The organism is Paenibacillus xylaniclasticus (genome assembly GCF_004001065.1).
Classification (GTDB): domain Bacteria; phylum Bacillota; class Bacilli; order Paenibacillales; family Paenibacillaceae; genus Paenibacillus_T; species Paenibacillus_T xylaniclasticus.
On the sequence record NZ_BIML01000019.1, the window covers coordinates 1 to 22,745 of the forward strand.

General features: G+C 53.4%; 22 protein-coding genes. All 22 read right to left on the bottom strand.

The window, feature by feature from the left end; all coding sequences use genetic code 11:
• Positions 1 to 215: 215 nt before the first annotated feature.
• On the bottom strand, positions 216 to 1,733 hold the full coding sequence (gene lysS / locus PXY01_RS16015) for a lysine--tRNA ligase (RefSeq protein WP_174721840.1): 1,518 nt from the start codon (positions 1,731 to 1,733) through the stop codon (positions 216 to 218).
• Positions 1,734 to 1,896: 163 nt separating this feature from the next.
• Positions 1,897 to 2,373 (bottom strand): transcription elongation factor GreA, encoded by a 477-nt coding sequence (gene greA, locus PXY01_RS16020; RefSeq protein WP_127571088.1) that lies wholly within the window; start codon positions 2,371 to 2,373, stop codon positions 1,897 to 1,899.
• A gap of 212 nt (positions 2,374 to 2,585) precedes the next feature.
• Positions 2,586 to 3,614 carry a tRNA dihydrouridine synthase DusB gene (dusB, locus tag PXY01_RS16025; protein ID WP_127571090.1) on the bottom strand — a complete coding sequence of 343 codons (1,029 nt, stop codon included), beginning with the start codon at positions 3,612 to 3,614 and terminating at the stop codon, positions 2,586 to 2,588.
• A 62-nt stretch (positions 3,615 to 3,676) separates the two neighbouring features.
• A complete protein-coding gene (locus tag PXY01_RS16030) occupies positions 3,677 to 3,889 on the bottom strand; it encodes a helix-turn-helix domain-containing protein (protein ID WP_127571092.1) in 213 nt (70 codons plus the stop codon).
• The gene (gene folK / locus PXY01_RS16035) at positions 3,871 to 4,398 is read right to left on the bottom strand and encodes a 2-amino-4-hydroxy-6-hydroxymethyldihydropteridine diphosphokinase (RefSeq protein ID WP_127571094.1); all 528 of its coding nucleotides are present in this window, start codon (positions 4,396 to 4,398) and stop codon (positions 3,871 to 3,873) included. The genes PXY01_RS16030 and folK overlap by 19 nt, the downstream gene beginning before the upstream one ends.
• Positions 4,376 to 4,762, bottom strand: a complete 387-nt coding sequence (gene folB, locus PXY01_RS16040) for a dihydroneopterin aldolase (RefSeq protein WP_127571096.1) — start codon at positions 4,760 to 4,762, stop codon at positions 4,376 to 4,378. The genes folK and folB overlap by 23 nt, the downstream gene beginning before the upstream one ends.
• A gap of 31 nt (positions 4,763 to 4,793) precedes the next feature.
• A complete protein-coding gene (folP, locus tag PXY01_RS16045) occupies positions 4,794 to 5,660 on the bottom strand; it encodes a dihydropteroate synthase (protein WP_127571245.1) in 867 nt (288 codons plus the stop codon).
• A 51-nt stretch (positions 5,661 to 5,711) separates the two neighbouring features.
• On the bottom strand, positions 5,712 to 6,593 hold the full coding sequence (locus tag PXY01_RS16050) for an aminotransferase class IV (protein WP_127571098.1): 882 nt from the start codon (positions 6,591 to 6,593) through the stop codon (positions 5,712 to 5,714).
• Positions 6,590 to 7,171 carry an aminodeoxychorismate/anthranilate synthase component II gene (pabA, locus tag PXY01_RS16055; protein ID WP_127571100.1) on the bottom strand — a complete coding sequence of 194 codons (582 nt, stop codon included), beginning with the start codon at positions 7,169 to 7,171 and terminating at the stop codon, positions 6,590 to 6,592. Before pabA ends, PXY01_RS16050 begins: the two co-directional genes overlap by 4 nt.
• Before the next feature lie 26 nt (positions 7,172 to 7,197).
• Positions 7,198 to 8,796, bottom strand: a complete 1,599-nt coding sequence (locus PXY01_RS16060; protein WP_127571102.1) for an anthranilate synthase component I family protein — start codon at positions 8,794 to 8,796, stop codon at positions 7,198 to 7,200.
• A 285-nt stretch (positions 8,797 to 9,081) separates the two neighbouring features.
• Positions 9,082 to 10,020 carry a cysteine synthase A gene (cysK, locus tag PXY01_RS16065; protein WP_127571104.1) on the bottom strand — a complete coding sequence of 313 codons (939 nt, stop codon included), beginning with the start codon at positions 10,018 to 10,020 and terminating at the stop codon, positions 9,082 to 9,084.
• Positions 10,021 to 10,111: 91 nt separating this feature from the next.
• Entirely contained in the window at positions 10,112 to 11,041 is a 930-nt protein-coding gene (locus PXY01_RS16070) for a peptidylprolyl isomerase (protein ID WP_127571106.1), read from the bottom strand.
• 20 nt (positions 11,042 to 11,061) lie between these two features.
• On the bottom strand, positions 11,062 to 11,964 hold the full coding sequence (gene hslO, locus PXY01_RS16075; RefSeq protein WP_174721841.1) for an Hsp33 family molecular chaperone HslO: 903 nt from the start codon (positions 11,962 to 11,964) through the stop codon (positions 11,062 to 11,064).
• Between the two features lie 34 nt (positions 11,965 to 11,998).
• Positions 11,999 to 12,766, bottom strand: coding sequence for a type III pantothenate kinase (locus PXY01_RS16080; protein ID WP_127571110.1), 768 nt, complete (start codon positions 12,764 to 12,766; stop codon positions 11,999 to 12,001).
• Complete coding sequence (gene nadC, locus PXY01_RS16085) at positions 12,763 to 13,626, bottom strand: carboxylating nicotinate-nucleotide diphosphorylase (RefSeq protein WP_127571112.1); 864 nt, start codon at positions 13,624 to 13,626, stop codon at positions 12,763 to 12,765. The genes PXY01_RS16080 and nadC overlap by 4 nt, the downstream gene beginning before the upstream one ends.
• Positions 13,619 to 15,235, bottom strand: coding sequence for an L-aspartate oxidase (gene nadB, locus PXY01_RS16090; protein ID WP_127571246.1), 1,617 nt, complete (start codon positions 15,233 to 15,235; stop codon positions 13,619 to 13,621). Before nadB ends, nadC begins: the two co-directional genes overlap by 8 nt.
• 36 nt (positions 15,236 to 15,271) lie before the next feature.
• Positions 15,272 to 16,210: a quinolinate synthase NadA gene (gene nadA / locus PXY01_RS16095; protein ID WP_127571114.1), complete on the bottom strand. Its 939-nt coding sequence runs from the start codon at positions 16,208 to 16,210 to the stop codon at positions 15,272 to 15,274.
• 333 nt (positions 16,211 to 16,543) lie between these two features.
• Positions 16,544 to 17,494 carry a nucleoside hydrolase gene (locus PXY01_RS16100; protein WP_127571116.1) on the bottom strand — a complete coding sequence of 317 codons (951 nt, stop codon included), beginning with the start codon at positions 17,492 to 17,494 and terminating at the stop codon, positions 16,544 to 16,546.
• 144 nt (positions 17,495 to 17,638) lie between these two features.
• On the bottom strand, positions 17,639 to 18,601 hold the full coding sequence (locus PXY01_RS16105) for an ABC transporter permease (RefSeq protein ID WP_127571118.1): 963 nt from the start codon (positions 18,599 to 18,601) through the stop codon (positions 17,639 to 17,641).
• Positions 18,588 to 19,700 carry an ABC transporter permease gene (locus tag PXY01_RS16110; RefSeq protein WP_127571248.1) on the bottom strand — a complete coding sequence of 371 codons (1,113 nt, stop codon included), beginning with the start codon at positions 19,698 to 19,700 and terminating at the stop codon, positions 18,588 to 18,590. Before PXY01_RS16110 ends, PXY01_RS16105 begins: the two co-directional genes overlap by 14 nt.
• On the bottom strand, positions 19,700 to 21,253 hold the full coding sequence (locus PXY01_RS16115; protein WP_127571120.1) for an ABC transporter ATP-binding protein: 1,554 nt from the start codon (positions 21,251 to 21,253) through the stop codon (positions 19,700 to 19,702). The genes PXY01_RS16110 and PXY01_RS16115 overlap by 1 nt, the downstream gene beginning before the upstream one ends.
• Positions 21,254 to 21,354: 101 nt before the next feature.
• On the bottom strand, positions 21,355 to 22,440 hold the full coding sequence (locus PXY01_RS16120; protein WP_127571122.1) for a BMP family lipoprotein: 1,086 nt from the start codon (positions 22,438 to 22,440) through the stop codon (positions 21,355 to 21,357).
• Between the last annotated feature and the right edge of the window lie 305 nt (positions 22,441 to 22,745).

Genomic DNA, 22,745 nt, shown 5'->3' on the forward strand with positions numbered 1-22,745 from the left:
CAACAACGTTAAACATCTTAACAGATGTTATTTCGTTGGTCAAGCTTTTCTTTCACGTCACCGTTTCGTTCAGCGGCGACTTAAATAATATAACATAGGCTAACGATATATTGCAACCCTTTTTCATAAAAAGTTATTCTTCTATCTGTGAACCGTCTCTGTAACATAAGAAAACGGCGAGCATGATATGCCCGCCGTTAACCTTTAGCACCTATTTATTCGCCTGCGCGTTGACGCATATGAGGGAACAGCAGCACGTCGCGGATCGACGGCTGGTTCGTCAGCAACATCACGAGGCGGTCGATTCCGATACCAAGCCCGCCAGTAGGCGGCATGCCGTATTCAAGAGCGCGAATGAAGTCATCATCCATCTCGTGTGCCTCATCGTTGCCATGCTCGCGCTCCAACAGCTGCGCTTCGAAACGCTCGCGCTGATCGATTGGATCGTTAAGCTCCGTGAACGCATTAGCGTGCTCGCGCGCAACAATAAACAGCTCGAAGCGGTCCGTGAAGCGCGGGTCCTGTTCGTTCTTCTTCGCAAGCGGCGAAATTTCGACCGGATGTCCCGTTACGAAGGTCGGCTGAATAAGTGTATGTTCACAGAAATGCTCGAAGAACGCATTCAGAATATGACCTGCCGCCCAATGCTTCTCGACCGGCACTTTATGATCACGTGCAGCTTGATGCGCCTCTTCATCCGTAATTTGAGAAGCGAAATCAACGCCCGTCGCTTCCTTAACCAAATCGACCATCGATACACGGCGCCACGGCGTGCCGAGGTCTACTTGCTGCCCTTGATACTCAATCGTCGTCGTTCCGAGCACTTCCTGAGCAATGTGCTTCACCACATTCTCCGTCAATGTCATGATGTCTTTGTAATCGGCATAAGCCTCATACAGCTCAATCATCGTAAACTCTGGATTGTGACGAGTCGAAATACCCTCATTACGATATACGCGGCCAATCTCATATACCTTCTCCAACCCGCCCACGATAAGGCGCTTCAAATGCAGCTCGATTGCAATCCGCATGTAGAGCTGCATATCGAGCGCATTGTGATGTGTAATGAATGGACGCGCTGCAGCACCACCGGCAATGGCATGCAGCGTCGGCGTCTCTACCTCAAGATAACCGAGCGAGTCCAAATAACGTCTCATCGATTGAATAATGCGGGAACGCATAATAAATGTCTGTTGAACGTCCGGATTCGTAATCAGATCGACGTAGCGCTGGCGGTAGCGCAGCTCGACATCCTTCAGGCCGTGGTGCTTGTCCGGCAGCGGAAGCAGTGATTTCGTAAGGACGACGATTTCTTTGGCTTTAATCGAGGTTTCGCCCGTGTTCGTTTTGAACACTACGCCGCGCACGCCGATAATATCGCCAATATCAAGCAGATTAAATGCCGCATACTGCGTCTCAGACAGTGTGTCTTTGCGCGCGTAGATTTGAATTTTGCCTGACAGGTCTTGAATGTGTGCGAACGACGCCTTGCCCATTCCGCGCTTCTGCATGATGCGCCCTGCAACCGTTACTTCATTCTGCTGGGCTTCGAGTTCTTCCTTAGAAGTATTCTCGTGCGCATTCAAAATATCTTGCGCATGATGCGTCCGATCGAATTTGCTGCCGAACGGATCGACGCCGAGCTCGCGAAGCTCGTCCAGCTTATCGCGGCGGATTCGCAGAAGCTCGCTTAATTCCTGTTGTTCTTGCAGTTGCTGTTGATCTTGTTCCATTATTAACACTCCTAAACCGGTTGACGACGACGCAAAGCCACAAGACCCGCTTTCCTTAACAGGCCGCAAAAGCTAAAGCGAATAACGGGCTCGAAGCTCCATCCTCGCTTACGAACGAAAAAGCTTCCAAGGGAAGCTTTTTCGAATGAGCCGTACGCAAACCTTATTTTTTAATTTCAAGAATTTTATACTGAATGATGCCGGCCGGAACGCTCACTTCAACGATTGTGCCGACTTTCTTACCCAAAATGGTCTTACCCACAGGGCTTTCATTTGAAATCTTATTGTTAAGTGGATCGGATTCAGCTGTACCGACGATCGTATATTCTACGATATCGCCGAATTCCAAATCCTCCACCGCCACCGTCGATCCGATGCTTACAATATCGGTATCGATCTCGTCGTTGTTAATAATTCGCGCGTTGCGAAGCATCTTCTCCAGCGTAATGATGCGCCCTTCGATAAATGCCTGCTCGTTCTTCGCGTCCTCGTATTCCGAGTTCTCACTGATGTCACCGTACCCGATGGCGACTTTAATCCGCTCTGCCACTTCGCGGCGTTTAACCGACTTGAGGTTCTCAAGTTCCTCTTCCAACTTCTTCAATCCGTCTTGAGTCAGAATAACCTCTTTATCGCTCATCTTGTGATTCTCCTGTCGCGTGACAAATTTTCATACAACGCACAGCCACTGTATGAATTCACTATTACTAAATATATTTAAGCAAGCTCATTAACATGCTCTAATCGAATGCTTGCCAGTAAAGCGCTTGCTCGTGTTTATATTGCTTGATTATATTGCAGTCGGGGACCAAATGTCAATCAGAGCCAGCCGTTGTCAAGCACACGGTGCGTTTACTGCGCGGCTGCCTCCCCATCCGCCCAGTTGGCCGCTTTCGGAACATGAGCATCCTCCGGCAGCGTCTCGATGTATTGGTTAAGAATCGCAACCATCGCATCTCGGCTTGTTTCTTCCATGATCGTATCCTTAATACGCGCCGAACCTGGGAGCCCCTTCATATACCAGGCCATATGCTTGCGCATCTCACGTACAGCCGTCGATTCACCCTTCAGCTTCACCAGACGATCCATATGCAAAATGGCGATGTCCATCTTCTCCCTCGGAGTCGGATCCGGGAGCAGCTCGCCATGCGTTAAGTAATGCACGGTCCGATACAGCATCCATGGATTGCCGAGCGCGCCGCGTCCGATCATAACGCCGTCTACGCCGGTATGCTCCAGCATCCGCTTCGCATCCTCGGGCGTAAAGACATCTCCGTTGCCAATGACGGGAATGGACACGGCTTCCTTGACTTCTTTTATAATATCCCAGTTCGCCTTACCCGTATACAGCTGTTCACGTGTCCGACCATGCACGCTGACGGCGCTGCCGCCAGCACGTTCTACAGCTCGGGCGTTCTCGACCGCATAGATATGCTCGTCGTCCCAGCCAATCCTCATCTTAACCGTTACCGGCTTGTCGACCGCATCTGTAACAGCGGACACCATTTCATAAATTTTGTTCGGATCAAGCAGCCATCTTGCGCCTGCTTCACACTTGGTTACCTTCGGTACCGGGCATCCCATATTGATATCGATAATATCAGCGTTCGTTTGCTTGTCGACGATCTTCGCCGCTTCGACAAGCGATTCTCGGTCGCCGCCGAAAATTTGCAGACTGAGAGGCTTCTCCCGGTCATCCACGTAGAGCATTTCCATCGTTCTTTTGTTTCCGTGCAGGATAGCCTTGTCGCTTACCATCTCCGCGCAGACGAGCCCTGTTCCGAACTCCTTGGCGATAAGACGAAAGGCCGGGTTGCAGACGCCGGCCATCGGCGCAAGCACCACGTTATTCTTCATTTCGATATCTCCGATTTTTAGCATGCTGCTCCTTACTCCTTCCGCTATTTCCTCGGCCGCGTTATTCGAACATGTCTCGCAGCGCTCTAAGATTTGGTAATCTTAGTCAACTCGTTATAATCGACACCCAGTGTCTCCGCAATGCTAGCCAACAGCTTCGGATCCGGCTTGCGCGTCCCGCGCTCAAGCGATCCGAGAACAGCAACCGATACGTCCAGACGTTCGGCCAGCTTCTGCTGGGTATATCCTTTCAACTTCCGAAATGCGCGGATGCGCTGTGCTAGTTGATCGTTTTCCATCGCGTGATGCCTTCCTTTCCGTTCCGACAAGCCGTGTCAGCACTTTCCTTCACCGCTGCATAAAGCGGATGTGTCTTCGTCAGCACGTCGCGAAGCGGCACCAGCACGAATGCCCGTTCCATCATACGCGGATGCGGCAGCGTCAACGAATCCGTATCCATCGTCACTCCGCTATACAGGAGCAGATCAAGATCGATTGTGCGCGGCCCCCATCGAATATCCCGTACACGCCCTAATTGCTGCTCGATATGAAGAAGGGTACCGAGCAATTCCTCCGGTCCAAGCGACGTGCGGATGGCCGCCGCCATATTCAGGAATGCCGGCTGGTCCGTATAACCGACCGGGTCGGTCTCATACACATCAGATACCCGATCGACGATAATTTCATGACATGCTGCCAGCCGTTCAACGGCAGCACGAAGAGTCAGCTCTCGGTCTCCAAGATTGGAGCCAAGCGCCACGTAAGCTTCTATAAGTCCCGTCTGTTCAGGCGGGAACGATTGTACCATGCTCATCCCGCTTTCTACGCAGCTCCACCGTCACGCCGTCGAAATGAATGTCAAACGGCGGATTCGGCTTCGTGACACGAACCGTCACTTCATTGAGATTAGTATAAGACTGTAGAAGCCGCGTTGCAATGGCACCCGCCAATGCTTCTATTAGTTTAAAGGGAGTTCCTTCTACAATCGACTTCGTCACTGCATGGAGCTCCGCGTAGTTGATCGTCGCCTCCAGATCATCCAAAGCTGCAGCCTTGGACAGGTCAAGCTTCAGCTCAAGCTCAACCTCAAACTTTTGTCCTAGCTTGTTCTCTTCGGCGTATACGCCATGATAACCGAAAAACCGCATTCCTTTCAACGTCATCGTATCCATCTTCTGAACTGCCCCTCTTCCTGTTCGCGCTTTATCCGTGCCGCTGATTACGATATACGATCGCATCAGCCATAACCGCGGCCCGCTTCATCGCAAGCACATCATGCACTCGCACGATGCCGCATCCTTGCGCAATGCCAAGAACGACCGTTGCGGCCGTCCCCTCAACCCGCTCGCTCTTCGATACTCCGCCGAGTGCCTGGCCTATAAACCCTTTGCGCGACGTGCCAAGCAGAACGGGATAGCCAAGAGCTACCAAATCGGATAGCCGTCCCATCATCTCTAGGTTGTTGTCATAATTTTTCGCGAAGCCGATGCCCGGGTCGAGCCAGATTTGCTCATCGCTTACGCCAGCGGCGCGGGCAATTCGAATGCTGTCCTGCAGATCTGCAATAACATCCGAGACAAGGTCGGAATAATTCTGATCCGGTCTATTATGATTCAGAATGACCGGGCATTGAAATTCGGCCACCACCTGCGCCATGTCACCCGAATCGTATCGAAGTGCCCATATATCATTCACAATATGTGCTCCAGCGGTCACCGCTTGACGAGCGGTCTCCGCCTTATAAGTATCGATCGATATTGGCACGTGAGGCAGCGCCTCCCGCACCGCGCGTATAACCGGAATAACGCGGCGGAGCTCCTCCTCCTCCGGCACAGGCACGAAGCCTGGACGCGTCGATTCACCACCGATGTCGATGATGTCTGCGCCCTCGTCTACTAGCTGCCGAGCCCGCTCCACGGCAGCTGGTACTGAATCATAACTTCCGCCATCAGAGAATGAATCCGGCGTGACATTCAAGATGCCCATAATAAGCGTCCGGCGTCCGAGCTCCAGCTTGAGGCCGCCTCGCAGCCGAACCTCTCTTACCTGAGGTACAACGTTGCCGTTCATAATATTCAATCGAAGTCTCCCCTTGTAGCCCGTCTCCATATCGTTCAACAATCATGCATTTCTCGATACAGCATCCGCACGATACCGTTCAAGAAGCAGACGATGCAGCCTTCCAGCGCGGCCAGAGCCTACAATTACAGATTGCCCGTCCATATCCGTCAACGTCGTCACCGGCACAAGCTCTTGTATGGAGCTCGTTACCCATACTTCATCAGCTTGAATGAGCTGCTCCCAGCTGTACAAGCCTTCTTCCGCTGCAATGCCGGACTGAGCCGCCAATTCCAGTACAAGCTCACGCGTTATACCAGGCAAAATGCCGGTCGCCAGCGAAGGCGTGTACAGCTTGCCATTCCGTACGAAGAACAGATTACTGACGATCCCCTCAGACAGCCAGCCTTCCTTCGTAAGCAGCAGTCCTTCCGCTCCAGGCGCAGCTCCTGTCCGCTGCAGCTCTCTCTTAGCGATAATATTATTCATATAGTGGAGTGATTTTAGTCGGGTGTCGCCCTCTGGCGAATTTCGCACCGTCCGCAGCAGCCTAAGCTCGCGTCCTTGGTCATAGACGGAAGGCGGCATCTCCGGCAGCGGCTTCACGGTAAGCCATAACTGTGGATTCGTATAATCGCCGTGCGGAAGGCCCAGGCCCTCGTCACCCGCGGACACAGTCAATCTGACATAAGCCTCCTCCAGCCCATTGGCTTTCATTACATCGGACAGCCATGACCGAACATGCGCTTCATCCGGCAAGTAACGAATATGAAGCGCCTCGCAGCCTGCTGTAAGCCGGGCCAAATGCCGATTCAGCTTGTGCGCTTGTCCTCCGTAAGTGCGAAACGTCTCGAACAGACCCATCCCGTACAAAAAGCCGTGGTCGAATACGCTGACCACAGCTTTCTCCGCTTCTATGACGGAACCGTTGTAACCGACCTTCATTGCGCTGCGCCCACCCGCTGAGAGAGGAAGTTGCGGAGCATCGTCAAGCCATTCTCGGTAATAATCGATTCCGGATGGAACTGCACGCCTTCAATCGGGTACTCCTTATGGCGTAAGCCCATAATTTCGCCTTCAGTCGTCTCCGCTGTAATCTCAAGGCAATCCGGAAGTGTCTCGCGCTTCACGATGAGAGAGTGATAACGGGTCGCTGTGAATGGCGAAGGAATCCCCTCGAATATCGTCTTGCCATCATGAAAGATCTCGGACGTCTTACCATGCATGAGCTTCTCCGCACGAACGACGTCTCCACCAAATGCTTGTCCAATCGATTGATGGCCAAGGCAGACGCCAAAGATCGGAATTTCGCCTTTGAAACGATCAATGACAGCCAAGCTTATGCCCGCCTCGTTCGGGGAGCAAGGTCCCGGCGAGATCAGAATATGGTCCGGCTTCAAAGCCGCAATATCGTCCAGCCCAATCTCATCGTTCCGCTTCACGACGATATCCTGGCCGAGTTCACCTAAATATTGCACTAAATTGTACGTAAACGAATCATAATTATCGATAACCAGAATCATTCCGATGCCCTCCTTCTAATCAGCTCTTAAGCGTCGGCAGCATTGAACCGTTCGCCCAGCTGAACCGCTTTCCACAGCGCCTTCGATTTCGAAAGCGACTCATAATATTCGCGCTCCGGGATCGAATCGATGACGATACCCGCTCCCGCCTGGATATGAACGACCCCATCACGTACGGTCATCGTCCTAATAAGTATATTAAATTCCATATTGCCGCTGTAGTCAATCCATCCAAGTGATCCGGTGTATGGCCCTCGGCGCGTAGGCTCCAGCTCCTCGATGATTTCCATCGTGCGAATTTTCGGTGCCCCAGTAATCGTGCCCCCCGGGAACGTAGCCGCAATGACGTCGAACGCATCTTTGCCTTCCGCCAGCTCACCCTCCACTTGCGAAACAAGATGCATAACGTGGGAATAACGCTCAATGACCATCAGCTCTTCAACCTTCACTGTTCCAAATCGAGCAATGCGGCCCAGATCATTGCGCTCCAGATCGACCAGCATTATATGCTCAGCCAGCTCCTTCTCGGAGGTCCGCAGCTCCTGCTCCATCGCCGCATCCTCCTCATCGCTCCGGCCCCGACGGCGCGTGCCGGCAATCGGACGAGTTGCGAGCTTCCCGTCCCGCAGCTCTACGAGCAGCTCAGGTGAACCCGATACGAGTTGAAAATCCGGACAACGCAAAAATCCCATATACGGCGAAGGATTCACAAGCCTCAACCACTCGTACAGCTCCTCGGCTGTTAGAGCAACCTGCTTGCTGCGGCGAAGCGACAGATTTACCTGAAACACGTCTCCTGCCCCAATATACTGTTGAATCCGCTGAACGGCATGTTCATACGCTTGCTTACCGAATGGAGAGTAGGTAGCATTTAGTGCCTCAACATCGACCGCGAGCGTATCCTCGCGCAGCAGCTGCTCCCGACGGTCCCTTACCGCAGCGGCAGCCAGTGCTTCTGGAGACGGGTGGTCAGAAGAGCCACTCCCGAACCGATCTATCCAGAACTGGACCATCTGGCCTGCGCGCTCCTGGGCCCGCTCGAATAGCCGACGCAATTCCGTTTCCTCACAGCCGGGCTTTATCCCTGTATGTACAGCACAATAGAGCGCCTCTTCCTCCCGATCAACAATCCAGAGCTCATCCAGACGCATGAACAAATAATCAGGAGTCCCGAGATCGTCGCTCGCCAGCACAGGCAGTCGCTCAATGGTGCGCGCCACATCATAGCTCCAAAACCCGGCGCAGCCGCCGATCCACTTTGGACCTTCAGGCAGCGACGGGCCGGTATATGGCCTCATCCACCGACGAACAACATCTAGCGGCGTCCCCTGCCATTCCTTCTTAGAGCCCTCAACCTTCCCACTTCTGCACCAATCGAACGATTCACCTGCTCCATCCTTCCCTCGGATAACCGATACCGGATGCAGGCCCAAGTAGGTATAACGTCCGTCCTTGCCGCTCTCCAGTACGATGGAATATGGCCCCGCATCCTTCCAGCCCGCTTCCCACGAGGCTACGATACAGTCTTCCATCCCCTTAAGTGACTGCTTGTGCAGCAGCGGTATTGTCGTGAATCGGCCATCTACATGCCATTGCCGCCATTGCTCCCATCCAGTGACCAACATCCTACCAACCCCCACCACAATCCGTTACTTTCTGTCTATTTCGCCTAGTATACAGAATCATGGTCTAAAAGAAAAGTAGTCCACAAGTAGTTTGCGTTCACCAAGCGGCATAGCAAAAGGGACACCTCACTTATGAAGCCCGTTTCGTTCTCCAACGAAGCGAAATTCCTACATCCACCGCATAAAATTATCCATACGCGAACGACGAATTGAAGAAAGGGGCGGTCCGTCAGTCAGTTCTCACTGACCTGCTGGACTGCCCCTTAATAGATTGACCGATTAAGATTAGTTCTCGAAGTTGAACAGCGGTGTGCTGAGGTAACGTTCGCCGTTCGATGGAACGATTGCGACCACGCGTTTACCTTTACCAAGCTCTTTCGCTACTTTCAGTGCTGCGAAAATCGCTGCGCCGGACGAAATACCGCAGAGGATGCCTTCCTCACGAGCAGCGCGGCGCGCCGTCTCGAACGCATCGTCGTTCTCTACAGTAATAACGCCGTCATAAATTTCACGATTCAGGATATCTGGTACGAAGTTCGCGCCGATACCTTGAATTTTATGCGGACCTGGCTTACCGCCGGACAGAAGCGGCGATGCAGCTGGTTCGACCGCATACACTTTAATGCCCTCGAAATTCTTCTTCAGTACTTCACCAGCACCCGTGATCGTGCCGCCCGTACCGATACCTGCGATGAACGCGTCCAGCTTGCCGTCCAGCGAGTTGATCGCTTCAACAATCTCAGGACCCGTCGTCTCGCGGTGAACCTTCACGTTCGCTTGGTTCTTGAATTGCTGCGGCATGAAGTAGCTAGGGTTTTCTTGTACGAGCTCTTCCGCTTTCTTAACAGCACCGTTCATGCCTTCCGATCCTGGCGTCAGCACGAGATCCGCGCCGTATGCGCGAAGCAGGTTGCGGCGCTCAAGGCTCATCGTCTCTGGCATAACAAGAATCGCTTTATACCCTTTAGCAGCTGCTACCATGGCCAGACCGATACCGGTGTTACCGCTCGTCGGCTCAACGATCGTATCGCCAGGTTTCAGAATGCCCTCTTGCTCTGCTACTTCGATCATGCTAATTGCGATCCGGTCCTTAACGCTTGCGCCTGGATTCTGGTACTCCAGCTTAACATAAATTTCTGCGCTGTCCTCTGGCACGAGACGATTCAGACGAACAAGCGGTGTGTCCCCGATCAGTTGCGTAACACTTTGTACAATCTTAGCCATTGATAAACTGCCTCCTTATTCCGACTAGTTCAGTTGGTTTTACTGATACCATCTTATCAATGACATATGTAAATGTCAATACATAGTTTACCTACGGAGTAGACAGGATTTCTGGCCATGCATGGTATTCCTTCAGCAACTGATCCTCCACTTCCTGCAGCGGACGCGCCATCTCCAGCGCAACCATCCGGCGTACCTCTTGGCGCAGCGCATCGCCGATCAGCCCATCATGCACACGCCGCTCATCAAGCCGAATAAGCGCATAACCACCCTCCGTCTCCACCGGCCCCGTCGTCTCACCAACTGCTAATCCGCGGGCAGCATCAAGCAAAGCAGCTTCAACGAACGGATCATCCTCTTCGATTATGCCCAGATCGCCGCCATTGCTGGAGGTGAATGCATCGATCGAATAGATCGCCGCAAGATCGCCGAAATCCTCGCCATCTTCAAGCTTACGGCGAATTTCTTCAGCTTGTGCGTAGCTGCTTGTCAGTATCCAACGCAGCCTCAGCTCCGTCTCGCCTTCGAATTCCGACGCATGCTCTTCGATATAATCGTCAATCTGTGATTCCGATACTTGTATCTCTCTTGTTGCAATCCGCTCAAGGAGCAGGCGGTAATGCGCATCCTCCTGCACGTCCTCACGGGACAGCCCGAGCTGCTCCTTCATCTGTTCATAATATTCGTCTTCTGACGAATAACCCTCAATAATCCGGTTCAGCTCTGCAGCAAGCTCCTCCGGCGTTACCTTAATTCCATACTTCTCGGCTTCAAGCTTAGCCGCTTCATGCAGCATCATCGTACGCAGCATAGCTTCTCCATACCTGCTGCGCAGCTCAGCGAGCAGCTCGCGCTCAGTAATGGAATGCTCTCCAATAATGCCAACAACCGCTTGCCCGCCACCATTTGGCCCCTTCGTACGAAGAAACGGAGCGAAATGGTTCGTCACTACGACGGACAGCACAATCATACACACTGCTTGCAGAGCTACAAGCGCTCGCAGCATCCGGTCTTTCTTCATTTCCGTTCAAGCCCTTTCAGTTATTGGAGGGGCTTCGGCTTCGCTTGTTGAAGCAGCTGTTTCAGCTGCTCACGGTCGAATGAGTAGGTCTCGTTGCAGAAATGGCATACGACTTCGGCTTTTCCGTCTTCCTCTATGATTTGCTCCAGCTCATGCTGGCCCATACTAATTAGCGTTCGTTCCGTCCGTTCGCGCGAGCATCGGCATTGGAACACAATGTCCATTGAATCATGAATCGTCAGTTCATCACCAACAAGAAACTTCAAAATCTCTTCTAGACTCTCGCCTTGGTCGAGCAGCGCCGTTACCGGCGGCATCACGCTAACCGCTTGCTCAAGCCGTGTAATCTCCTCATCCGTCAGCCCCGGCAGTACCTGTACGATATAGCCTCCCGCATGTAGGACAGAGCCGTCTGTGTCGACGAGTACACCAAGTCCAACGACAGAAGGCGTCTGTTCCGACACGGCAAAATAATAAGTAAAGTCCTCCGCAAGCTCGCCGGAGACAATCGGGGAGCTTCCCCGGTAAGGCTCCTTCATGCCAAGGTCTTTAATAATATGGATAAATCCGTTGCGTCCTACAGCACCGGCAACGTCCAGCTTACCTTGCGAATTGCTGGCCATATGTACCTGCGGATGATCAACATAACCCCGGACATGGCCCTTGGCGTCAGCATCGACGACGATCTGACCGAGCGGTCCGTCGCCTTTGACTTGAATCGTCAGCTTCTCTTCACCCTTCAGCATAGCGCCCATCATTGCACCCTGAGCCAGCGTACGGCCGAATGCCGCCGTTGCCGTCGGATAAGTACCGTGTCTGCGCTGAAGCTCACTGACAAGATTCGTTGCGCGTACGGCAAACACCCGAATGCGGCCGCCCCATGCCGTTCCTCGTATTAATATATCTTTCTGCGCTTCCATCATCGGATGCCTCCTTACTTCATATATCATTCAATAGCTACTCTTGATTCCGCTCATAAATAATACGCAACCCATCCAGCGTCAACAGAGGATCGACCTCCTCAATCGTCTCCGACTCCGCTGCAATAAGCTCTGCTAACCCGCCTGTCGCGATAACACGCGGCGTTACGCCGAACTCTGCCTTGATACGGCGGACAATGCCATCTACCTGGCCGGCATAGCCGAAAATAATCCCCGCCTGCATCGACGTCACAGGGTTACGGCCAATAACGCTTTTGGGACGCACAAGCTCGATGCGTGGCAGCTTCGCCGCACGCTGATACAGCGCCTCGGTCGAGATACCGATGCCCGGCACAATTGCACCGCCGAGATAGCTGCCGCTGGCGTCGATATAATCGAACGTTGTCGCTGTTCCGAAATCGACAACGATAAGCGGCTTGCCGTACTTCTCTATGCCGGCTACCGAATTGACGATCCGATCTGCGCCGACCTCACGCGGGTTCTCGTAGCGTATGTTTAATCCTGTCTTCACGCCCGGACCGACAACAAGCGGTGTCTTGCGCATATATTTCAAGCAAAGCTGCTCAAGCGCACGCATAAGCGGCGGTACCACGCATGAGATAATAACGCCACTAATACGGTCGAGCGACAGGCCGCTGAACTGGAACAGGTTGTAGATCGAAATGCCGTACTCATCGACCGTAGCAGACCGGTTCGTACTGATCCGCCAATGGTGAAGCAGCTCTTTGCCGTGATAAACGCCGAGTACAATGTTCGTATTGCCAACATCGATCACTAGAATCACGCTGTCGCCCCGCCCTTCTTCTCGTTCAGATCGAGACTGATATCGAGCGCCTGGAACGAGTATGTCAAACCACCGACGCTAATTACGTCGACTCCCGTCAAAGCGATGCCCCGTACCGTATCCAACCGAACGTTCCCCGACGCTTCCGTTATAACATGCGGCGCGCGCGACTTTACGTACCGCACCGCTTCCGTCATCGCTTCGAGCCCCATATTGTCGAACATGATAATGTCCGCGCCACACGCTACCGCTTCCTCGATCTGATCCATCGACTCCGTCTCGACTTCAATTTTCATTGTATGCGGAATGCGCTGGCGTGCCCGTTCGACCGCTGCTGTTATGCCGCCTGCCCCTTTAATATGATTGTCTTTAATCATGACCGCGTCATACAGACCGAACCGATGATTCGCGCCGCCCCCGACCCGAACCGCATACTTCTCCAGCATCCGATGACCCGGCGTCGTCTTGCGGGTGTCGACCAGCCGAGTCGGCAAGCCTTCGAGCGCATCGACGAACGAGCGCGTCTTCGTGGCGATACCCGACATCCGCTGCATCAGATTGAGCGCAAGCCGCTCACCTGTCAGAAGACTATGCGTGCTGCCTTCTGCCTCGGCGATCACCGTCCCTTTCGTCACCGCAGCCCCATCGCGAACAAGAGCTTCGAATGCGATCGACGGATCGACGATCTCGAATACAAGCCTTGCTACATCCAGTCCAGCGATAATGCCGTCCTGCTTCATATGAATGACGGCCTTCGACCGGCTGTCCACCGGAATCGTCGTCTCCGTCGTAATATCGCCCATACCTATATCTTCTGCCAGCCAGGCGCGGATCTGCTCTCGCAGCGCGTAATCATACATGTTGGTGAACCCTCTCCTCTGTCATTCCGTACTCTCGGTGAAGCAGCGTATGCTTCAAGTATCGAATATCATCTCGCTGCGGAAAATCCTCTCGCGCATGAGCTCCGCGGCTTTCCTCGCGAGATAAGGCAGATTCCGCCGTAAGCAGTGCGCACGTCAGAAGATTCGCGAATTCGTACTCTTCCCGTTTCGTGAGCACACTTTGGAATATTGGCAGCTGGCGCTTCAGCTCCTCCAGCCCCTTCACAAGCCCTTGGCCGTTGCGCCGGAGCCCGACGTAACGAACCATCACCTTCTGGAGCTTTAACCTGCGCTCGACGACAGCCTGCATCGGCACACCGCTGCGCTCCACTTCATGCTGGACCGATGGTACGAATGTCAGCGGACCTAGCCCTTTGATCCGCTCCACGATACGGCGGCCGAATACGATTGCCTCAGACAGCGAGTTACTTGCTAGACGGTTCGCGCCATGAACGCCGGTAGAGGACACTTCGCCACAAGCGAACAGACGTTTAATATTCGTCTCTCCGTTCAGGTCCGTCTTCACGCCGCCCATCGTGTAGTGCATCGCCGGCGCAACCGGAATCCAATCTGTCGTCAGATCAAGACCATATTGTAAGCAGTATTCGTATATTGTAGGAAAACGATGCTTAACCATTTCCTCTGGTTCATGCGTAATGTCGAGATAGACAAATGTCGATTTCGTCTCCTCCATCTCGCTGACGATTGCCCGTGCAACAACATCCCGCGGTGCCAGCTCCAGCTGCTCATGGTAACGATGCATAAACCGCTCGCCTTTAATATTACGCAGGTAAGCGCCTTCCCCGCGAACCGCCTCGGAGATCAAGAAGCGTGGGGCGCCCGGATAGCAGAGAGACGTTGGGTGGAACTGTAGAAACTCCATGTCGCGGATATAAGCCCCTGCGCGGTATGCCATCGCAACACCGTCGCCTGTCGCAACATCCGGATTGGTCGTATAGCGATACAGCTGACCAGTGCCACCGGAGCACAATACCGTCGCCTTACCGCGCACGAATAGACGCCCCCCGTCAGGCTTCTGCACGATCGCTCCGCAGCATTCACCATTCTGCGTCACAAGGTCAATGACGAAATGATCGTCCCATACCTCAATGCAGTCCTTGGCGACCGCCTTCTCTGATAATGCACGTACAATCTCAAAGCCCGTCGCATCACCATTCGCATGCAGAATGCGCCGCTGGCTGTGCGCGCCTTCCTTCGTCAGCGCAAACTCACCATCTTCCAAATCGAACTGAGTGCCCATCCGAATCAAATCCTCGACGCCCTGCGGCCCTTCGTGCACAAGCACATCAACCGCATCGTCATCACACAGCCCCGCTCCAGCAATAAGAGTATCTTGTCGGTGATACGCAGGCGAATCATCTTCAGATATAACGGCAGCGATACCGCCCTGCGCATAACGGGTGTTGCTGTCCATCAGCGATTTTTTGGTAATCATCAGTACAGAGCCATGCTCACTAGCCTTAATAGCGGTAAAAAGACCGGCAATGCCGGCCCCGATTACAATAACGTCCTTCTCAACGACTGGCAGCTCGTCCAGCCGGAAGTCAATCAAATAATGAGGAATCATCATGGCCAATGCCTCCAAGCGTTAGAGATACGATGCCTATTTCACCTGCAGCATACGTTCGAGCGACAGCCGAGCTTTGTCAGCAATTGCCGGCGGTACATAGATCTGCGGCTGCATTGTCTCCAAGCATTTGACCAGCTTCTTCAAATTGTTTACTTTCATATTCGGGCATACCAAATATTTGGTCGCAAAGTGGAACTTCTTGTTCGGGCTATCTACCCGCAGCTGATACCCTGTTCCGTCCTCCGTACCAACGATAAACTCCTGGCAGTCTGACTTCTTACAATATTCGAGAATACCCGTAGTGCTGCCAACGTAATCACCAAGCGCGACGACTTCAGGACGGCATTCCGGGTGTACGACGAACTGCGCGTTCGGATGAGCCGCTCGCATCTCTTCAACGTCCTTCACCGTCAGCATGTCATGCGTGTTGCAATAGCCTTCCCAAATAATCATTTTCTTGTCCGTATGCTGCTGTACATAATGACCAAGATTCTTATCCGGCACCCAAATGACTTCGTCCGATTCGACAGAGTTAACAACCTTCAATGCGTTGGACGATGTACAGCAAATGTCCGTCTCCGCTTTAATCTCAGCAGAAGAGTTAATATACGTTACGACCGTCGCGTTCGGATGCTGCGCTTTCAGCTTCCGCAAGCCGTCGACATTGACCATGTCCGCCATCGGGCATCCTGCGCGCTCATCCGGGATAAGCACCGTTTTGTTCGGAGCCAAAATTTTCGCACTCTCGCCCATAAAATGAACGCCACAGAATACGATAACGTCAGCATCCGTCGCTGCCGCCTTCTGAGCGAGCAAGAACGAGTCTCCCCGGAAGTCAGCTACCTCTTGAATTTCGTCCCGTTGGTAGTAGTGAGCCAGAATGATCGCGTTGCGCTCCTTCTTCAATTGCATGAGACGTTCGCGCAGCTCACGGTTCTGCTCCGCCTTACGTTCCATTGCCAATGCTTCCACTATAGGTCTCTCCTCTTCGCGCGGTCTTGTTTATCCATGATATGATGTACTATGTGAATTCGTGCACATACTTTGCCGCCGCTTATTTAATGTGTGAACAAATGATGTCTATTTCTTTTGATTAAGATTAAATGTACACAAGCAGGCGTAAGCTGTCAATTGCTAGACCATAGTCTATTGGCCAACTTTTCGTATTATTTCGATGAAGCCGCTTATATGCCGGAACACAATAGAATCTTAAGCTTGTTATTGCTAAGAGAAAACCGTCTCTTGCAGAGCACCGGTTCATAACGGGCCACTGGAGACGGCTCACATAGCCAGCAAGCGAAATGATCAATTAGGAAATTGCCGAATGATCTGGACAAAATGGTCCAAGAACCGTTCCGACTCCACTTCCAAGCAGACGTCCATATTCGGTTCCTTACCCCACTTGCCGAAAAAATCGCACACTGTACGCCCATCGTTAAGCTCGCTTCGCGTCTCAATATCGACATAGAAGCTGCCTGTACGCGCCAGCGTCCGGTCGATGGCAATGCCTACCGTAAGCGGATCATGCATGGAGAAGCCACTGCCATAGCCGCTGTTCAGCTCCTCCGCCTTATCCAAATATTGCTTCGTGCACTGATAGACGAACTCACCTGCTGGATTTCCGCGAAGCCGCTCAATATGCTTCGGCGTAAGCAGCGTCGGGTTGGTCACATCAAGTCCAACCATCGTCATCCGCATACCGGAATGAAAGACTAGCTTGGCCGCCTCTGGATCGGCGTACATATTATATTCTGCCGATGGGGTCACATTGCCGCCCGTCTTAACAGCGCCTCCCATAAAGATGAGCTCACGCACATGACGTGGCAGATCAGGATATTTCATTAATGCATGCGCTAGATTCGTAAGAGGGCCCGTGAAGATAAGCGTTATTTCCTCTGGTAAAGCGAGAACTTGCTCGATGATGAAGTCCGCTGCCCGGGCAACGCTAACATCGATTCCCGACGCCTCTGAGCCATCGCCGTCATAAGCTCCACCAAGTCCGTCGTCGCCATGCACATGCGTCTCGTGATGCGCCGGGCGCATCAGCGGCTTCGACGCGCCGGGTATGACCGGCACTTGATCATAAGCGCCAACAAGCTTCAGCACGTAGGCGGTATTGCGACATACGAGGTCGAGAGAGACGTTGCCCGATGTTGTCGTCACGCCGAGCAGGCGAAGCTCCTTCGACAATACGGCGAGCATAATCGCCAGCGCGTCATCGATGCCGGTATCGCAATCTAATAGTACAGGTCTCATGAGCAGTAGGTCGTTCCTTTCCAACCGTTCAACACGCAAACGATAGCCTAACGATCATCCGTGCAGCCGGTGTCGTCAAGCCAAGAATACTCGATCGCACCGATCGAAGCAACTACAGTATGCGTACTAAGATCGACAATACGGTCACCGCTGGGCCGGCTCATAAGGCTCGCCTAGCGCCGCAGGCGGTCTTGATTTACCGACTGCGCTCGCAAGAACGAACAACGTTAGCACGTAAGGCAGCATATATAGAAGCTCCATCGGAATGTACTCCGACCAATCGAACAGCTGTACAAAGCTGCGAAGCGCCTGTGCGAATCCGAAGAACAATGCAGCGGCGGCAGCCCAAACCGGATGATACCGCCCGAATATCATCGCCGCCAGTGCGATGAACCCTTGACCCGATATCGTATTATGCGCGAAGCTGCTCGTCGTTGTCAGCGTCACGACCGCTCCGCCGAGACCTGCCAGTACGCCGCTAAGCAGCACACCTGCGTAACGGTACTGATTTACCCGAATTCCTGCTGTATCAGCTGCACCCGGATGCTCACCTACAGCCCTCAGCCGCAAGCCGTGCTTCGTATGGAACAGCGCATACCAGACGACGGCGGTCAGTCCGAATGCGATATAGGTGGTCGGATAAGCATGAAACAACGCTTCACCAATCAGCGGGATATCAGCGGCATATGGAACGAAGAACGGATGAAATACTTCCTTCAGCGTATCCGATTGGCCGGAGCCGTGATAAATACTTTTGACCAAATAGACGCCAATACCGAGTGCGAGAAAGTTGATCACAACACCGGTCACCACTTGATTAGACTTAAAGGTTACCGTAGCGACGGCATGCAAAAGCGCGAACAGAGAGGCACACCCCACTGCGCCAAGCAATCCGAGCCAAGGTGACCATCCGACCGCCCCTCCCCTTGCTGCATAATCGGCCGTCACCGCCGCCGCGAAAGCTCCCGCCGTCATCAATCCCTCTAAGCCGATGTTAATGACGCCGGCCCTCTCTGAACAGATACCGCCAAGTGCAGCTAATATGAGCGCCGCCGAGAAGGCCGTCGTCGAATTCATCAGTTGTCCGATTACCTCAAGGATGTTCATGTACCGACGCTCCCTTCTCCTGCCCCTGCCTTGAGCGTTGACCCTTCCACAGCCAGCTAGGCTTCAACAGCCAGCGGACGATGCCATGCGAGGCAACGAAGAAGATGACCGCGCCGATAACGATACGGGCGATCTCCGTCGGAACGTCAGCCCCGAAGCTCATTCCGGCCGAGCCGTAAGTTAGCGCGCCGAACAGAATGGCAGCCAGCAATACCCCAAGCGGCGTATTGCCGCCGAGCAGCGATACAGCAATGCCGTCGAAGCCGTAACCGGGGGACGAGGCTGCCATTACCTCATAGTGAAAGACGCCGAGCGATTCGAATGTGCCTGCAAGACCGGCGAATAGACCAGAGATGAACATCGCCTTCACGATCGTTCGGCTTACCCTTATGCCCGCATAACGGGCCGCATCCGGATTATGGCCTACGGCGCGAAGCTCGTACCCTTGCTTGGTCCGCCATAGAAGGATATAGAACAGCAGCACTCCAGCGAGCGCGAACAGCGTGCCGATGTGCATCCGAGCATAATCCATCGCCTCAGAAAGCCCGACGAGTGACGCCGAGGCCGATTCATGAATCAGCCGTGAGCGCTGTTGTCCCGGCTCCAGCAGAAACCGCCTGATCACGAAGTTAGAAGCATACAATGCGATCCAGTTCAGCATAATCGATGAGATGACCTCATTAACACCACGCCTCGCCTTCAGATAACCAACGAGTGCTCCCCACAATCCTCCCGCAATTGCACCAGCGGCAATCGCGAGCGGCACGTGAATGAGGGCAGGAAGCTTGACCATGACGCCGACGACTGTCGCGCCTGTCATGCCCATAATAAACTGGCCTTCCGCCCCAATGTTGAACAAGCCTGTGCGGAAAGCGAGCGCCACTGACAGGCCGGTAAACAAGAGAGGTGTTATCTGCCGAATCGTCTCGCCAATATCGAATTTACTGCCCAACACTTTATCCAGCAAGGCGCGATAGGCTGCGGCCGCGTCATAACCTCCAGCTGTCATAACGGCAGCGCCAAATAGCAAACCAAGCACAATACTGACCAGCGGTACAAGCACCGACGTTTTATCGAACAGCTTACGGGTTATATTCATCATGGCTTATGTCTCCCGCCGCTCTCAGCCATTCTGCCGCCCATCATGAGACCGAGCACCTCATCATCTCGCTGCTCGGCGTCCATTTCGCCCATGATAGCACCGCCGCACATCACAAGCACTCGATCGGACAAGCTAAACAGCTCATCTAGCTCGTAGGAGACGAGTACAATTGCCCGTCCTTCCTCTTTGGCAGCAAGCAGCCTCTCATGGACGAAGGCGATTGCCCCAATATCCAGACCGCGCGTTGGCTGAACAGCTACAATCAGCCGTGGATCACGGCTTAATTCCCGGGCAATAATGGCTTTCTGCTGGTTCCCCCCCGATAATGCCCGCACCTTATGCCCGATACCTGGCGTCCGAACATCGAACCGCTCCGCAAGCGCTTGTGCCTTACGCTCAATCGATTGACGGCGCAGGAAGCCGCGCCTGACATAAGCAGGAGACGATTGGCTGCCGAGCACCATATTCTCGCCCAGCGAGAACTCAAGAACGAGACCGTGCTTATGCCGATCCTCCGGAATGTGGGCGACGCCAGCGTCTCGCAGCTCACCTGGCGTCCGATTCGTCAGATCGCGTCCGCTTATCCTCACGGACCCCGCCGCTGCGGGGGCAAGCCCTGTAATCACCTCGACCAGCTCATGCTGCCCATTTCCGTCTACACCGGCAATTCCGATAATCTCACCTTCGCGCACCTTAAAGGAAACACCTCGCAGTCCCGAACGGCCGCGTCCGCCCTGCCTATGCAAGCCGTCCACCTGCAGCACGACTTTGCCCAGGGGCTGCCGCCTGGCACGCGTATGAAGCGTGACCGGCCGACCAACCATCATAGCAGCCAGCTCATTCTCGTTCGTCTGACGCGTCTCAACCGTCCCAACCACCTTACCGCGCCGAATTACGGTCACTCGGTCGGCAGCCTGCATAATCTCCTTCAGCTTGTGTGTAATGAGAATGATCGCTTTTCCTTCGGCTGCCAGCCCCTTCAGAATCGCCATCAGTTCCTCGATCTCGCTAGTTGTAAGCACCGCTGTCGGCTCATCAAGAATTAGAATATCTGCCCCCCGGTACAGCGCCTTCAATATTTCAACCCGCTGCTGCATTCCGACCGAAATTTGCTCTACCCGAAGCCGTGGATCGACCTCCAAGCCATACTTGTTCGACAGCTCACGTACCCGTTTCTCTGCAGCTCGCTTCTTCAGACGCAGCCCTCCTGCAACTGCGGGTTCGCTGCCAAGGATGATATTATCCGCTACCGTAAATGTCTGCACCAGCTTGAAGTGCTGATGTACCATACCAATGCCAAGCGCGATTGCCCGTGACGGCCCGTCAATGTTCATGGTCCGTCCATTAATGCGTATCTCACCTTCATCAGGCTGATACAGTCCAAATAAAATGTTCATCAGCGTCGATTTGCCCGCCCCGTTCTCACCGAGCAGGGCATGAATTTCGCCCCGATTCAACCGCAAATCGATACGATCGTTCGCCGTCAATCCGGGAAATCGCTTCGTAATGCCAATCAACTCTACTGCCGCCGATACGTTCGTATTCTTCATTTCGAATCCTCCCGCCATAGGCGAAAGGACCGGCCGATGGCCGGCCCCCTCACCTGGATGGACAGCATTTCGTCACAGCATCGCTGACTTCAGCCTTAGCATTATTTCGCCGCCGGCTCCTTCGGCACAACGATCTCACCGCTAATGATCTTGCCCTTGAATTCCTCTACCTTAGCCAGCACGACGTCCGGTACGTTCTTGTTCTTAGCAGGCAGTCCGACGCCGTTATCCTTCAGACCGAGCTCTACCGTTGTGCCGCCTTCAAACTTGCCGTCGAGAACGTCCTTGGACACTTTTAGAACCGCCGCCTCAACGCCTTTCATCATGGATGTCAACGTTACATCATCACCGAACTCTAGCGACTGATCCTTATCTACGCCGATAACCCACACTTGATTGCCCGATTGAAACCGGTCAAGCGCTTCCGTGAAGACGCCATTACCTGATGCACCTGCCGCCTGAAAAATAATATCCGCACCATCGTTATACATGGTCGCCGCTTGCTGCTTGCCAATATCCGGCTTATTGAAATCCCCTACATAGTTAATGAGCACCTTAGCATCCGGATTAACCGCTGCGACACCAGCAGAGAAGCCCGCCTCGAACTTCTTAATAACCGGAATTTCCATTCCGCCTACAAAGCCGATTTTATTAGATTTCGTCATGAGTCCCGCTACGACACCAACGAGGAACGAGCCTTCATTTTCTGCAAAAGTAACCGACTCCACGTTCGGCGCCTCCACCACGTTATCGATAATTGCAAGCTTCGCATCAGGATTTTGCTCCGCAATCGTCTTCATCGCATCAACGAACAGAAAGCCGATCCCCCACGTCAAGGTGTAGCCGTTCTTCACGAAGGTGTTCAAGTTTGGAATATAGTCCGAATCTGTCTTGCTCTCCAAATACTTAACAGAGACGCCCGTCTCCTCCGCCAGCCTTTGCAGCCCTTCCCACGCACTCTGATTGAACGACTTATCGTTCACACCGCCTCCGTCAGTCGCCATGCCGATCTTAAGCTCTGTCCCCTTACTCCCAGCCGGGTTCGAGCCTGCTGCAGTCCCCGCCGCCGTGTTCGAAGACTCGGGAGCTGCCGCCTTGTCCGGCTCCTTCTTCTCGCTTCCACAGCCCGCTAATGCAATTACGACCAGCATAACCGCCACGATCATAAGAACCAGCTTCTTGTTCATACCGCTCTCTCCCCTGCTACTGAGTATGGGAATGATCAGCAGCCTTCCCATGGTGCGTTACTTACATGCGAGTCTCATATCAGGCTGCTCTTTTTACCTCCCTATTATAGGGAGACAGAAGGTGCCGTCAATATTACGAAGTGAGATAACCTTACATATTGTGCCGCTACACAAAATATTAAACTGCTTGCACAAAAAAAGTATATGCTGCTTACTCAACAGCATGACCAAATCAACGGTCATTTTCTGCAAGAGAGATGCTGGATTGCATTTGTCACCTTGATAATCCATCGCGCAAGCAACCC